Origin of the sequence: Leptospira licerasiae serovar Varillal str. VAR 010 (assembly GCF_000244755.1) — a bacterium.
Classification (GTDB): Bacteria; Spirochaetota; Leptospiria; order Leptospirales; family Leptospiraceae; genus Leptospira_B; species Leptospira_B licerasiae.
This window is the reverse complement of the sequence record NZ_AHOO02000011.1, coordinates 315,951-329,979: the sequence shown is the minus strand read 5'-3', so window position 1 is coordinate 329,979 and position 14,029 is coordinate 315,951. Positions and strand designations below refer to the sequence as shown.

The following is a 14,029-nucleotide window of genomic DNA, read 5'->3' as shown; positions in this document are numbered from 1 at the left end:
TTTCCATTTTATAGAGACCCCGGACAAATCTAGGGTCTGTTGTGAAAATTTAAAAATTAATGTTTTACCTTTTTTCGAGAAGGGCCGCCGGAACCGGAGCCAGAACCTTTTTTACCGCCTCCGCTGCCTCCACGATGGAATCGATTGGAGTTTCGGTTTTTATCCTTATGGTCCCGTTTTCCTTTTTGATTGGATTTTCCACCAAAACGTCTATCATTGCGGTCGTTGCGGGAAGAACTTTCTTTTTCCCGGAAACCCTTTTGGTCCTGGTCGAAACGTAGGCTTGAGTCGAATTTTTCGGACTTATCCGCAAGAGCTAACTTGAAGAGTGCAGCCGCTAAACGTTCTGCAGGAATTCCTTCCGAGGTAAGTTTCTTCACAAGTTTGGAATATTCGGAAACATCTCCTTCTTCCGAAACTTCTTTTACAATATTGGAATATTCTAAAAATTTCTTTTCGGTCAGTTCTGAAATATCGGGAACTTTTCCGAGTTCCATTTCGAATTCATGATCCTCTTTTATCTTACGCAATGTTTTGAATTCTCTATTGGAAACAAAACTGAGTGCTAATCCTTTTCTTCCGGCTCTTCCTGTTCTGCCGATACGGTGAACATAGTCTTCAGAATCTCTTGGAATATCGTAATTGAATACTGCTTCTACGTCGCTTACGTCGATTCCTCTTCCTGCAACGTCGGTTGCTACAAGAACTGTAACCAGTCCGGAGCGAAATCCGGACATTACCTTGTTCCTTTGATTTTGGGAAAGATCTCCGTGCAATCCTTCTGAGAATATTCCCTTGGATTTCAGAAATTCTACAAGTTCGTCCACTCTGACTTTAGTATTACAAAATACTAATGAAGCTTTTGGAGTGTGGAATTCTAAAAGACGGATCAGAGCCTCTGGTTTGAGTCCTTCTCTCATTTCAAAATAGATCTGTCGGATCTTAGGTCTGTCTGCTTTTCCTCCGGTGACGTCTACGATCTTAGGGGAATTTTGGAACTTTTTGGTAATTCCCATTACCTTTGCGGAAAGAGTAGCGGAGAATAGAATGGTCTGTCTTTCTTCAGGGACTTTTGCGAGGATGATCTCCATATCCTCTAAAAAACCCATGTCCAACATTTCGTCTGCTTCGTCTAGGATCACCATTTTGATCCCGCTTAGAACCAAGGTCTTTCTGTCCATATGATCCATGGTCCGTCCTGGAGTTCCGACGATCACTTGTGGTTTTCTCTTTAATGCCTTGAATTGTTTGGTGATATCGTCCCCACCGTAGATTGCAGCTACTTGGAAATCTTCTTTATATTTTCCTAATTTTCTGAATTCTTCCGCGACTTGGACCACCAATTCTCTGGTGGGACAAAGCACTAATACTTGTGGAGATTGTTCTCCTTCTTCCAATATTTCTAAACTTGGAATTGCAAATGCTGCGGTTTTACCTGTTCCGGTACGGGAATGACCGATTACGTCTCTTCCGGAAAGGATAAGTGGGATAGATTCGGATTGAATGGAAGAAGGTTCCGTAAATCCTAGATCGGATACTGCGTTTAAGACGTCCTCGGATAGTCCGAGTTCATGGAATGTTTTTTTGGGTTTCAAAGATTGCTCCTGGGATATTCGTATAAATTTTTACGTTATCCCTACGATTGTGCCTGTCTGGCTAAGAGCTTGGATCTTTATTGAATAGTCCTATTTAAACATAAAGGAAAGATTTAGGCTCAGATATCGTTTCTTCCATGAATTCAAAGCAGCTTTGGCGGCATAGCATTAAAGATCTTTTATTCCTTGCCGGCCTTCATATATTTCGACTTTAACTTAGTTGGAAATTTTTCGATCGCATATCTAAGCATCGTTCTGGGCATCTTATGAGCATGTTTGTCCAAAAAGTCCGTCTCAGGCTTGAGACTTCGGTTGCCGACTTCTCTTAGCATCCAACCTACAGCCTTATGGATAAGATCCTCTTTGTCCGTTAGGAGTAATTCAGAGATCTTTAAGGTATCTTTAAAGTCTCCATTGCGGATAAAAGCATAAGTCGATATGATCGCTATCCTTCTTTCCCATAAACTATTCGATTTAACAAGCTTGTATAAGAGATCCCGATTCTTGTCCAAAAGATAATCTCCGATCAAATCTCTGGAGCTTAAGTCTACGATATCCCAATTGTTCACATATTTTAAGTTTTTTAAATAGAATAGATGTAATTCTTTACGATCTTCTTCCGGAGTTTTTTGGAACTTCTCACATAGTATAAAAAAACCTAGGAGCCTTTCTTCGTGGTATTTCGACTTTACGATCTTTTGTAGTTCGGATAAGGGAAGGCCTTTGTATGATTTTGAAATTTTTCTCAAAGGTGGGACCTTTACACCAAGAAAGAGGTCACCTTCTCCATATTGCCCCTTTCCCGTTTTAAAAAATCGGGAGAGTATTTCTACCGCTTTTGGGTCGGAAAGTTCTCGGACTTCTTGGATTACATTTTCCGCCTTGGAATTTTCTCCGCCTAATGATTTCTTTTGAGCAGTCGATTTGGGCTTGGGCATGCGACAAAATTTATTTTTGATAGAGGGGGAGGGCAAGCATTATAGGGGGATAAATGTCATGTTCCAAAATTCGGTTTTTGGGCTTGCCAGTTAGGAGGTCCAACAAATCCTATTTTTTAGGAAAGAACTGCTCTCGTATGAAACATAAACCCCTTCATAATATTTATAGTAAGGATATTCTCAGAAAGAGGATTGAGGCCGAAAATTTTCAACGTATTACTATTTCCTTTTATAGATATGTGATCTTAGAGGATCCGACCCTTCTCCGTAACGAACTATACAGAGAATGGGAGTCCTTAGGTGTACTCGGAAGGATCTATATCGCTAGAGAAGGGATCAACGCTCAGTTATCCGTGCCTGAATTCAATTTTCAAAAGTTCAGGGATTCCGTAGACGCGAGAAAAGAATTCAAAGATGTTCCATTCAAGATCGCAGTGGAACAAAAGTCTTATTCATTCTTAAAATTAGATATACGAGTTCGTAACAAGATCGTTGCAGACGGTTTGGCGGATGATGCTTTCGACGTAACCAATGTAGGAACTCATTTAAGCGCAGAAGAATTTAATAAAAAGTTGGAATCCTCCGATACGGTTGTGGTGGACGTTCGAAATCATTATGAATCGGAGATCGGACATTTCGAGGGAGCATTACTTCCGCAAGCCGATACATTTCGAGAGGAATTACCTCTGATTGTAGACCTTCTGCAAGATAAAAAGGATAAGGAAATCGTAATGTATTGTACAGGAGGGATCCGGTGCGAAAAGGCCTCTGCTTATCTGAAACATCACGGATTCCAGAATGTGTATCAGTTACACGGAGGAATTATCTCTTACGCATCCGAAATTAAAGAGAAGGGACTGGAATCCAAGTTTAAGGGGAAAAATTTCGTATTCGACGCTAGGCTCCAGGAAACCGTCGGAGAAGAGATCCTAAGCGAATGCCACCAATGCGATCAAAAATCCGCAAGGCATATCAATTGCGCAAACCCTGCCTGTCATATTCTATTCATTCAATGCGAATCTTGTGCGGAAAAATTCGATAATTGTTGCTCGGTAGAATGCCAGAAGATCGCGGCCCTTCCTCCCGAAGAACAGAAAAAATTACGAAAAGGTAAAGCTGCTTCGAACCAACATTTTTCCAAATCCAAGATCAGGCCTAAGGTTTTCGAACTTTACAAAGGAAAATAATTCCGGATTTCGAACGAAATATCAAAAAACTTGTAATTTTTTTGATTACAAGTTGTCTAAAAAGTATCTTTTACCAAATCAGGTAGGAACTTAAAATGAAAAAATTAGCAGCGCTCTCGTTAGCCGTTGTGAGTCTTCTTAGCTGCGGAAATTTCGCACAAGAGGAAAAAAATAAGAAGTTAGTCTTAGACTACTTTAAAAATGCCTTAGTCGATCGTAAGTATAGGGAAGCAGCGGACCTATATCTCAGCGATGATTATAGACAACATAACCCTAGCATTGGTACAGGCAAAGAAGCTTTTAAAGAAGCGTTCGATGGTTTTTTCAAACATATGCCGGACACTTCCTTTGAGATCAAAAGGGCCTTAGTCGATGGAAATATGGTAGTCGTCCATTCTCACCTGAAATTGGACAAGACCTCCAGGGGATTGGCGGTAGTCGATATCTTCAGGGTCGAAAAGGACAAGATAGTTGAGCATTGGGATGTGATTCAGGAAATTCCGGAAAATCCTAAAAACGAAAACACAATGTTTTAAATATGAAAAAGATCGGCCGAAAGGAATTTTTGCTAGCGACAAGCGGAATTTTATTCGGCGCGATCGGACTAAAAGAACTCTTAAAGGATAAACGAGGGGAAGGAAAGATCATGCAAAAATTACCAGTATTCTTCGTAGGTCATGGGAGTCCAATGAACGCTCTTGGACCGAACCCGTTAGCCGACACATGGGCGGAATCCACTAAGGATTTTCCGGAACCTAAAGCAATTCTAAGTATTTCCGCTCATTGGTTTACTAAGGGAACCTACGTAACCTCAAATCAATTTCCTCCTACAATTCACGATTTTTATGGATTCCCTCAGGAATTATTCGATGTACAATATTCTGCTCCTGGCGATCCAAAACTTGCGGAAGAACTTTCCAGATCCAAAGATGCACAAGTGATCCAAGACGATTCTTGGGGACTAGATCATGGGACTTGGAGCGTTCTTAGGAACATGTATCCAAAGGCAAATATTCCTGTGGTCCAGTTGAGCTTGGACGCTACTAAATCGGGAGAATGGCATTATGAATTTGCAAAGTCTTTGTCAAAACTCCGAGAACAGGGCGTTCTGGTTTTAGGCAGTGGGGACTTGGTCCATAATTTGCGTCTCTACGATTGGAAAAATCAGGATAAAGCGCACGACTGGGCATTGGATGCTAACGAAACTTTCAAAGACCTGATCCAAAAGAGAGATTGGAAGAGCCTCGCAAATTATCAAAAATTAGGAACTGCAGTGCAGATTGCCATCCCAACTCCGGAACATTATTTTCCTATGTTATATGCTTTGGCATTAGCGGATGGCAAAGAAGAGATCCGTTTTTATAACGATATCATCCAGAGTTCGGTATCTCTAACTAGTATGAAGATCGTTTAAGATCCGTTTTTTAGGAATTCGATCGCATCTTCTAAACGATCATCTCCCCAAAATAATTCTCCGTTTGCAATAAAGCTAGGAGCTCCGAAAATCCCGAGTTTTCTGGCTTGCTCCGTATTTTCCCTGAGTTTGTTTTTGTTTTCATCCGATTCGGAAGAGGCGATTATGCTCTCAGGGGTTTGGCCTAATGATCTTAATATCTGAAAAAGAACGAAAGATTCAGAGATGTCCTGTTTTTTAGAAAATTCCACTTTATATGTTTCTAATATAAAATCGTACACCCAGGGTTTGTCCAGATTCGCGATCGTTATCCTGGCGGCCTTTAATCCATTTTGAGGAAAAATATCCGGCTTTCGAAAAGGAAGTCCATATTTTGCGGATCTTCTTTCCAGATCCTTCCACATGTATTTTCCTTTAGTAGGATAGAGATTAAAAGGAGAATCGGACATCCCTTGGTCCTTAAAGATGGGACCTAACAGAAAAGGTTTCCATTCGATCCGGATACCTTCTTTTTCTGCCAAGGATCTGATCCTTCCCACAGTTAAATAAGAATAGGTGCTCGCAAATTCGAACCAGAAAGAAATAGTCGGTGAACTTTTCTCGCTCATACGTGTACGAAAATCTCAGGTTGTTTTTTCTCTTCCCCAGATAGCGGCTAATAAAAGCCCGCTAATCAAATGCCATACTCCCCACCAAGCAGCGATGAGAGCCATAGATCCTATTCCCTGGAAGAATGTAAAAATTAAGATAAGGCCTAATCCAGAGTTTTGGAGTCCCGTTTCTAAAGAGATTGTTTTTCTTTCTTTATGAGCAAGACCTGCAATCCAAGAGGCAAGGTATCCCACCGTCAACGCGGAGCCGTTATGAAGAAGGACTAGCCAAAACAAAACAGGTCCGAATTCTACAAATGACTTCCAGTTACCCACGAATGCGATGAGTATAAAAACTCCGAGTAGAATTGTGGATCCGATCCTCATCGGTTTTTTTAAAGAAGAAGCGATCCTTGGAAAAAAACGATTTGTAAGAGCGCCTAAAATTAAAGGTAAAACCAATATTAGGAAAATAGAAAGAAATACGTCTATAGGATTTAAGCTGATCTCTTTTAGTCTGTCCGCGGCGGGAGAATATAATTTTCCCCAAAAGAAAAAGTTAAATGGAGTAAAGAACCAGGCAAGAACCGTTGTAGTTGCGGTTAATGAAATAGAAAGAGGAACATTTCCTTTTGCGAGAAGGCTGATAAAATTGGACATATTCCCGCCGGGACATGCTGCCACTAAGATCATTCCGAGCGCCAAACCGGGATGCGGTTTTAAAATATATAGTAATCCTACCGTGATTGCAGGCAATAAAACCAATTGAGAAAACAGGCCAACAATTGCCGCTTTGGGTTGTTTTCTCAAATTTGTAAAATCGGCTAGGGTCAATTCTAAGGAGACCCCGTACATGATAAGTCCCAGGCAGATATTCAGGACAAAGAGCCCTCCCTGACTGAAATTCAATCTGACTAAATCGTAATCTTGCATGTATTTACCTACAGCAGGGCTCGAATCCGCTGCTGTTTAATATTTTATGATTTTTTAAATTATATTTTAATCCGTCCAGGTGACTAAAATTTCCCTTGGTCCGGAGAATGGTAATCTTCCGTGGGAAACGGAATAATTGTCTATCAAAAGAACGTCTCCCTTTTGCCAGGAGAATATGGACAAATGTTTCCAGAATGTTTGGCTTACCTTGCCGATCTCGGAAACGCTGATCTCGGAATCGTCTCCGAAGATCACATTCGTGTCCTGGTCTTTGGGTTCCACTAACTTCTTCTTTAAGAACGTGAGAACATACAGGACTCCGGCTAGGATCAGGCTTCGGATATTGCCTTGTTGCTTTAGGATTTTTGCATATTCTAATCTGGCCGCGTCTTGGTGGAATACCTGGCTATGATTATGCCAAGCTTTAGTTTTTGTAATAGGGTGTTTGCGCACCGCGACCTGCTTATTTGTAAGTTTTAATCCGTCTTCAGGTAGCCATTCTACTTGGAATCTTTGTTGTGCTGCGATCTTCTCCACTTGTTTTTTTTCTTTGGTCGAGAACATTTCGTCCCAACGTTTTGTTTTCCAAAGATTATATCGAGAGGCGTTCGGCCCGTCGTATTTACGGATGTATTTGACTCCTTTAGATTCGAACTTTTTTAAAAGGTCCGGATCGAGGTCTTCGTAAATTTTTCTGAGGTCGGCAATCGGAGTTTCTCCATGTTCTTTTGGTGCAACGGCGCAGAAGAACATTAATTTACGGGGAGGTTTGTCTAAGAAGCTCATCTCCGCATGTTGCATGATCGGATAATGAGGAGGAAGTTCGCTTGCAGTATGAACAAACTGAGTGACTTTATTTCTGGGAGAAGTTCCCAAGTAGTCAGTCTTCAGATTTTTATCCAAGCTAAGAGCAACGTCTTCGAATTCTTGGGGGGAAGAGATTTGAAAACCTCTGAATAAGACTGCGCCGTATTCTAATAGATCGGCCTCGATGGATTTTTTATTTTTAGAGATCCATGCGGGTAAAAATCCGGGCTCTAAAGCGTTTGTGTCACCCGGGCCGTAAATTCTAGGGAGTTCCTTTCCCGGGAAAAAAGATCTTTCTACCCGGCCTACACCTTTCGGCTTAGTTTTGTTAGGGGAAACTTTCTTAATGGAGGATTTGCCGGATCGGGAAATTGTATTTGTTTTCATGTAAGCTCTCCCGTTAGAGAATGAAAACTTTTATAAAACTATAGAACGGAAAGGCAAGTCTTTTCATTTCCGTCTTGCCTCGTCGGCTTCTACTAAAATAGGTATATCATGAGTATTATGCCGGAGAAAGAAGATAAATACAAGGCGGGTCCGGGTCTTTCCAGTCTGGTTTACGGTTGTTGGAGATTACATATGGATCCGAAAGGTTGTAATACTGATCGGATCTTGGAAAAGATAGAAGTTTGTCTGGAATCGGGAATAGACACATTTGATCATGCGGACCTGTACGGAGAATATGGAAACGAAGAAAAATTCGGCGAAGTATTGAGGTCTAAACCCAGCCTAAAAGAAAAGATCAAGATAGTCACTAAGGCAGGGATACAACTTCCAGGCCCGAACCGCCCCGGGATTTCGATAAAATATTACGATACATCCTGCGAATATCTGATCCACTCCGCGGAAAATGCATTAAAAAAATTGAATGTAGATAAAATAGATCTGTTTTTGATCCATAGGCCCGATCCGCTTATGAATGCGGATGAGGTTTCGACGGCCTTCAATACTTTGAAGGAAAGCGGGAAAGTTCTATATTTCGGAGTTTCGAATTTTACTCCTTCTCAATTTTCACTTTTACAATCCAGATTGAATTTTCCTTTAGTTACGAACCAAGTGGAATTCCATCCATTTTATTCTGATCCTTTGGTGAATGGAGTATTTGATCAGGCCCAAGAGTTAAGAATTAAACCGATGATCTGGTCTCCGACTGCCGGCGGTCGGGTTTTCCAACCTAAAACGGAACAGGAAATTGTTTTATATAAAACATTGGAAGAACTGGCAAAGGAAAAGGGAACAACTATGGATGCGGTATTATTTTCTTGGTATCTCTTTCATCCTGCACAATTGGTCCCTATTTTAGGGACCAATGAAATAGATCGTATTAGATCAGCGGCTAAAACATTTCAAGTTCAGTTAGAAAGAGAGGAATGGTTTCGGATTTTGGAATCGGGAACCGGTAAAAGAGTTCGCTAATAAAAAAAATGACCATATAAGATAGTTCTAATTAAAATATAATACTTATATTTATACTACCCGTTCGATATCAAAAAACGGAGAATCGAAATGAAAATCGAACAAGGCAAAAAGAGGATTCCCCTCTTGTTAGGGATCTTATGGTTCCTATTCAATTGTAACGGGGAAAAGGTCATAAACACGGAAAGTTTACTGGGATTGATCCAGAAACCGGACCAAACGAAAATTGGCGCAAACTATTCGGACCTTACAGTGATTAATACTGTGAATGGAACCGGAACATTCTCTCTGCTCGCTTATAATGTGGCTGGATTATTGGAACCTTTTTCCAGTTCGAATCCGAGTGAGAATACTCCTTATATAGGACCTTTGATGACACCATTCGATCTGGTCCAAGTCCAGGAAGATTTTAATTATCACGCAAGTCTCTATGCAAACGATGTGCATCCTTATAGATCCGCCACAAGCGGAGGAATGGGGATAGGTGACGGTTTGAATACTCTCTCATATTTTCCATTTTCAGATTTTGAAAGAGTGGATTGGGACGCTTGTAACGGAACCGATTGTCTTACGCCTAAAGGTTTTACATTGGCAAGGCATACGATAACCCCGGGAGTGTTTTTGGACGTATATAATTTACATACAAACGCAAGCACGGAAGAACCGGATCTAGCTGCAAGAAGATCGAATGTATTACAAATTTTGAATTTTATAGAATCTAATTCCGCAGGTAATGCGGTAATTGTGATGGGAGATACAAATACAAGATACACCAGATCAGGAGACAATATCAGAGAATTTATCAATCATGGATTCACCGACGTTTGGATCCAATTGATAAGAGGGGGATCTTATCCAACACAAGGAGCGGATGCTTTGACTGATTGTGATGGTCATCGAACTAGCGCTAGTTGTGAAGTTGTGGATAAAATTTTCTATCGTGGGAATTCCTATATTTCCTTATCTCCTAGTTCTTATTTGATTGAAGAGCAAAGATTCGTACATCCTGTTACGGGAGCTATGCTTTCAGATCATTACGCAGTTTCTTCTACGTTCAATTATTCACTTTTACGAAACCTTGTATTTAGCGATACATTCGGTGGGCCGCACGGAACTGCATTCAACGATGTCAATTCTCTACCATCTTCTCCCAGTGTATCCAAGTTAAGTCTGAGATCCGGGTCCAGAGTAGATGCGGTTTCTTTACAATTAACGAATGGAACGGTTTTAAACCACGGCGGAACAGGAGGAAGTTTACAAACTTTGACACTCGGGTCCGGGGAATACTTAGACCAGGTAAAACTTTGTAGCGGTCAAAAAAACGGTCACACCCGTATATTTTACGCACAATTCCATACCAACTTAGCAAGATCCCTTACAGGCGGATCCACTACATCTTCCTGCACTACATACGCAGCGCCTAACGGTTGGGGGATTGTCGGATTTCATGGAAGAAGTGGAGACGAAGTTGATAAATTGGGTGTGATCTTTGCGCCGATCCTATAAATGAACCTAAAAGTATTTCGGCCAAACATTCGATAAAAATCGAAGGAATAAAAAGCGATCCATTTGTTTCTAATAGAAAGTTCCCTAAATATGTCCGAGGTTCGATTCGGGACGTATAGGATTTTTAGGAGAAATGAATGTTTCGCTTTTTAACATCAATCTTAATCGTATCCTTACTTTTCGTCTGCAAGGCCGAAAATTCGAAAAAACAATCAGAAGAACTTTCGGACTTACGTTCTAGATCCGCGGCGGCACCTATGCCTTCTGCAGATGAACAACCGATGCAAGAAGCCGAGAAAAAACTTACCGGCAAAGCGGGAGAAAGGGAAGAAACACCCGAGGACCAGATAAAAACCTTTGCCACTCCTAAGATCGGAAACCTGAAGATAGGTCGACTTCTAGAGTATAAAGTAGATCTAAATTTCGAAACCAAGGATTTTATCTCAGCTCGGAAATTCCTGTTGGAACTTTCAGGCAAGTATGGATTCGTTCAAAGTGAAAGTCTTCAGAATTGGGGAGGAGATACAGAGCCAAGTATGACTGCGGTCATTCATGTAAAGTCTTCCGACCTATATCAAGTTTTAATGGAATTGGAGAAGATAGGTACCCTCACTTCCGAAAATATCCAAGTAGAAGATCATACCGAAAATTATACATTAGAACAGATCCATGCCAAAAGAGAGAAGATCAGGATAGCAAGAAGAACGGAACTTGGCAACAGATCCACGCCAAAAAATGCAGCGGAGATCGAAGAACTATTGGGGCAATCCGAGGACTCTGCCGACTCGGCTGAATTCGAAAAGTGGAAAATTATGGATCGTGTCAATTGGGCAAAGATCAGCATTCATATGTACGGTCCTAAAAAGCCGAAAGCGATAGAAGTTCCTAGTTTTGGGGATGCGTTTATCGATCTGGCAAGTATTGGGCTAAAACTGATACTTTCTTTGATCTATATTATTCCTTTAGCTTTGATTGCCGCGGGGATTTTCTACCTGATCAAATATGTGAAGAATCGTTTAAAATAAGAGAATGTTCGCATCCAAATTATTTTGTTTCCGAGGAAACCACGGTTTTTAGCCTAGAAAAAATAGCCTGGGGAAAAAAATGCCGACTCTGGAAGAAGTTCAAAAAGAAATTATCGCCGAGTTCTCGGAAGCAGCTGACTGGGAAGAAAGATACCAAATGCTGATCGAGATAGGGGACGAGCTTCCAGTTTTAGCTCCCGAATTGAAAACGGAAGATAGATTGGTCCCAGGCTGCCAGTCTAGGGTTTGGGTTGTCCCGGAAGAAAAAGAAGGTAAATTGTTTATCCAGGCGGATAGTGATTCAGCGATCACAAAAGGAATGATCGCTTTACTCTTAAGGGTTTTTTCCGGAAGAACAAAAGAAGAGATCAAGTCCGCATCTTTGGAGTTCCTAAAAGAGATCGGTCTGGACAAACATCTTTCCATGAGCCGTAGAAACGGTCTCTATTCCATGGTAAATAAAATTAGAAGTTTCTAATATCTATCAGCTTATATAAGGTTCGTTCGGGATCTCGTTCGGGTTTTTCTTACCGGCCGGGAAATATTTGCTTAATTCTTGGGTTAGCTCTTTGATACCTGTGAGGATAGCATCCTTAGGAGCCCCTGACTTAAAACCTTCTCCTATTTTAGAAGAGATCAGATTTAATCTTTCCTGTCCTATCTTTTTGTAAATACCACGATCCGCCAAAGTTACGATTTTCTTTTCGGAAAGAAGTATATAGATCAGTATTCCGGTATTTTCTTCCGTGTCCCACACTTTCAAAAAAGAGAACATCTCTAATGCTCTGTCCCTCGCGGTCTTTCCGGAGAATATTTGGAAAAGTGGGATCTTTGTTTCGACTGCGACTTTTAATTCCCCTCTGTGAGTTTTTTCGGAATCCGCAACCGCAGCTGTGATCTCTCGCAGATCTTTAGGACTAAAATATTTTCTTAATAAAGTAAAACCTGATAGAGGTCCGTTCCCAATCCTAAATAGATCTAGGAATCCTGCAAAAAGATTGCGTATCAGTCTTTCGGTTAAAGAAGGATTTTTGCTCATAAGAATTACCAATCCGAAGAGGATCCTCCACCGCTGAAATCTCCTCCACCTCCGCTAAAAGAATCGCTTGAAGAAGAGGAACTCCAACCAGAATCGCCGGAACCATAGGAACTCCAGGAACCTCCGGACCATCCTCCGCCTCCGGAACCGGGATTTTTTGCAGCGATATAGATGATACAAAGTAGTATAAAGAAGATCACCAAAAGTGGAAGCATTACTTCTAGGGAAAAACCTAATAAACCTCCCACCCAATATCCAATATATGTGGCGAGTCCAGCCTGGAGTAGGCTGAACAATTTTTTGAATAAGAATCCTATTACGACCCCTATTACGATCAAGGCTCCGATATAAAGTCCGAATTGATCGTCTTCTGCTTCCGAGCTAGACGATTCGTAACTTGTTGAGCTTGGTTCCGGAAGTTGTTCTCCATCTATTAACCCGAGTATCTTATCGATCCCTTGATCGATCCCTTTGTAATACTTACCTTCTTTAAATAATGGCCTAATGTATTCTAACTGTATTCTTTTGCTAATTACGTCAGGTATTGCTCCTTCTAAGCCTCGTCCGATCTCGAAACGCATTTTACGATCGTCTTTAGCTACCAGGAAAATGACCCCGTCGGCTATACCCTTTCTTCCTATTTTCCAATCCTCAGCAAGGCGGATAGAATACTGTTCTATGGTTTCGTCGCCGGTAGTTGGGACGATTACCAGAACAACCTGACTTCCTTTACGTTTTTCGAATGTTTTAAGTTTATTTTCTAAACTCGAAACTTCTTCTTCGCTTAGTGTGGAAGTCAGATCGGTGACTCTATGTACCAATTTGGGGATAGGGATCTGGTCCGCGAAAATCCCGGTACAGAATAGTAAAATTGGAAGAAAGAACAACCTTCTCATCTGAAATCCGAGTTTTAGAATTGGACTTGAGGAGGTTTAGAAATTTCCTTTTCGTTCTCTACGCTGAAATTCGGTTTTACATCGTAACCGAAAATTTTAGCCGTGATCACGTTTGGAAATGTTCTGACTGTGATATTGTATTCTTGGACTGAAGTGATGTAACGGTTTCTCGCAACTGCGATCCTATTTTCGGTACCTTCTAACTGGGCTTGTAGTCCAATAAAACTTTTGTCCGATTTTAGATCCGGATATTTTTCCACTACTACCATTAATCTGGATAGTGCAGAGGTCATTTGTCCTTGTGCCTGATTGAATTTTGCAAATAGTTCAGGATTATTTAATATTTCAGGTGTTGCTTGGACGGAACCTACGCTTGCTCTAGCCTTGGTAACCTCGATCAGCACTTCTTTTTCTTGAGCGGCGTATCCTTTGACCGTGTTGACCAGGTTAGGGATAAGATCCGCTCTTCTCTGGTACATATTGATTACTTCCGACCAGGCGGCTTTTACCTGTTCGTCTTGGACTTGGATCGTGTTATACCCGCATGAGTTTACGAAAAACAAGATCAGACCGGTAAAACCGATCAGAAAACTTTTACGGATCCGAAAAAAATCGCCTTGGGACATTCCTACCTCCGACCAGCGGAATTTTGTAAGTAAAACGTCCCTTGGCAATCGGTTTTT

The 14,029-nt window shown here is 41.1% G+C and carries 15 protein-coding genes; 7 read left to right on the top strand and 8 right to left on the bottom strand.

Annotated features, from left to right (window positions below):
- Nucleotides 1-56: 56 nt before the first annotated feature.
- Together LEP1GSC185_RS14015 and LEP1GSC185_RS14010 are read right to left on the bottom strand one after the other, a co-directional pair.
- Nucleotides 57-1,595 (bottom strand): DEAD/DEAH box helicase, encoded by a 1,539-nt coding sequence (locus tag LEP1GSC185_RS14015; RefSeq protein WP_008594951.1) that lies wholly within the window; start codon nt 1,593-1,595, stop codon nt 57-59.
- Between the two features lie 179 nt (nt 1,596-1,774).
- The gene (locus LEP1GSC185_RS14010) at nt 1,775-2,533 is read right to left on the bottom strand and encodes a DNA alkylation repair protein (protein WP_008593861.1); all 759 of its coding nucleotides are present in this window, start codon (nt 2,531-2,533) and stop codon (nt 1,775-1,777) included.
- Nucleotides 2,534-2,670: 137 nt separating this feature from the next.
- Here LEP1GSC185_RS14010 and trhO point away from each other — a divergent pair, with 137 nt between their 5' ends.
- From trhO to ygiD, 3 genes are all read left to right on the top strand, one after another.
- A complete protein-coding gene (trhO, locus tag LEP1GSC185_RS14005; protein WP_008594397.1) occupies nt 2,671-3,720 on the top strand; it encodes an oxygen-dependent tRNA uridine(34) hydroxylase TrhO in 1,050 nt (349 codons plus the stop codon).
- A 95-nt stretch (nt 3,721-3,815) separates the two neighbouring features.
- Complete coding sequence (locus LEP1GSC185_RS14000; RefSeq protein ID WP_008595490.1) at nt 3,816-4,256, top strand: nuclear transport factor 2 family protein; 441 nt, start codon at nt 3,816-3,818, stop codon at nt 4,254-4,256.
- Between the two features lie 2 nt (nt 4,257-4,258).
- Nucleotides 4,259-5,134: a 4,5-DOPA-extradiol-dioxygenase gene (gene ygiD, locus LEP1GSC185_RS13995; protein ID WP_008594249.1), complete on the top strand. Its 876-nt coding sequence runs from the start codon at nt 4,259-4,261 to the stop codon at nt 5,132-5,134.
- On the opposite strand, the gene LEP1GSC185_RS13990 is transcribed toward ygiD, so the two are convergent.
- The 3 genes from LEP1GSC185_RS13990 to LEP1GSC185_RS13980 form a co-directional block, all read right to left on the bottom strand.
- Nucleotides 5,131-5,742, bottom strand: coding sequence for a 2-hydroxychromene-2-carboxylate isomerase (locus tag LEP1GSC185_RS13990; protein ID WP_008595693.1), 612 nt, complete (start codon nt 5,740-5,742; stop codon nt 5,131-5,133). The genes ygiD and LEP1GSC185_RS13990 overlap by 4 nt on opposite strands.
- 15 nt (nt 5,743-5,757) lie before the next feature.
- Nucleotides 5,758-6,657, bottom strand: a complete 900-nt coding sequence (locus tag LEP1GSC185_RS13985; RefSeq protein WP_008595035.1) for a bile acid:sodium symporter family protein — start codon at nt 6,655-6,657, stop codon at nt 5,758-5,760.
- A 66-nt stretch (nt 6,658-6,723) separates the two neighbouring features.
- A complete protein-coding gene (locus tag LEP1GSC185_RS13980) occupies nt 6,724-7,851 on the bottom strand; it encodes a TauD/TfdA family dioxygenase (RefSeq protein WP_008593552.1) in 1,128 nt (375 codons plus the stop codon).
- 117 nt (nt 7,852-7,968) lie between these two features.
- On the opposite strand from LEP1GSC185_RS13980, the gene LEP1GSC185_RS13975 reads away from it, so the two are divergent.
- The 4 genes from LEP1GSC185_RS13975 to LEP1GSC185_RS13960 all read left to right on the top strand — a co-directional run bounded on the left by LEP1GSC185_RS13975 (nt 7,969) and on the right by LEP1GSC185_RS13960 (nt 11,889).
- A complete protein-coding gene (locus LEP1GSC185_RS13975; RefSeq protein ID WP_008593898.1) occupies nt 7,969-8,880 on the top strand; it encodes an aldo/keto reductase in 912 nt (303 codons plus the stop codon).
- Nucleotides 8,881-8,970: 90 nt separating this feature from the next.
- Nucleotides 8,971-10,386: a jacalin-like lectin gene (locus LEP1GSC185_RS13970; protein ID WP_008593832.1), complete on the top strand. Its 1,416-nt coding sequence runs from the start codon at nt 8,971-8,973 to the stop codon at nt 10,384-10,386.
- A gap of 137 nt (nt 10,387-10,523) precedes the next feature.
- Nucleotides 10,524-11,411 carry a DUF4349 domain-containing protein gene (locus LEP1GSC185_RS13965; RefSeq protein ID WP_008595563.1) on the top strand — a complete coding sequence of 296 codons (888 nt, stop codon included), beginning with the start codon at nt 10,524-10,526 and terminating at the stop codon, nt 11,409-11,411.
- Between the two features lie 79 nt (nt 11,412-11,490).
- Nucleotides 11,491-11,889 (top strand): SufE family protein, encoded by a 399-nt coding sequence (locus tag LEP1GSC185_RS13960; protein ID WP_008594191.1) that lies wholly within the window; start codon nt 11,491-11,493, stop codon nt 11,887-11,889.
- A gap of 6 nt (nt 11,890-11,895) precedes the next feature.
- Here LEP1GSC185_RS13960 and LEP1GSC185_RS13955 read toward each other — a convergent pair whose 3' ends face one another.
- Genes LEP1GSC185_RS13955 through LEP1GSC185_RS13945 form a run of 3 tightly spaced genes read right to left on the bottom strand, consistent with a single transcriptional unit; the run spans nt 11,896 to nt 13,972 of the window.
- The gene (locus LEP1GSC185_RS13955; protein ID WP_008595883.1) at nt 11,896-12,450 is read right to left on the bottom strand and encodes a TPM domain-containing protein; all 555 of its coding nucleotides are present in this window, start codon (nt 12,448-12,450) and stop codon (nt 11,896-11,898) included.
- A gap of 5 nt (nt 12,451-12,455) precedes the next feature.
- On the bottom strand, nt 12,456-13,346 hold the full coding sequence (locus LEP1GSC185_RS13950; protein WP_008595147.1) for a TPM domain-containing protein: 891 nt from the start codon (nt 13,344-13,346) through the stop codon (nt 12,456-12,458).
- Between the two features lie 14 nt (nt 13,347-13,360).
- Entirely contained in the window at nt 13,361-13,972 is a 612-nt protein-coding gene (locus LEP1GSC185_RS13945; RefSeq protein ID WP_008595815.1) for a LemA family protein, read from the bottom strand.
- Nucleotides 13,973-14,029 lie beyond the last annotated feature (57 nt).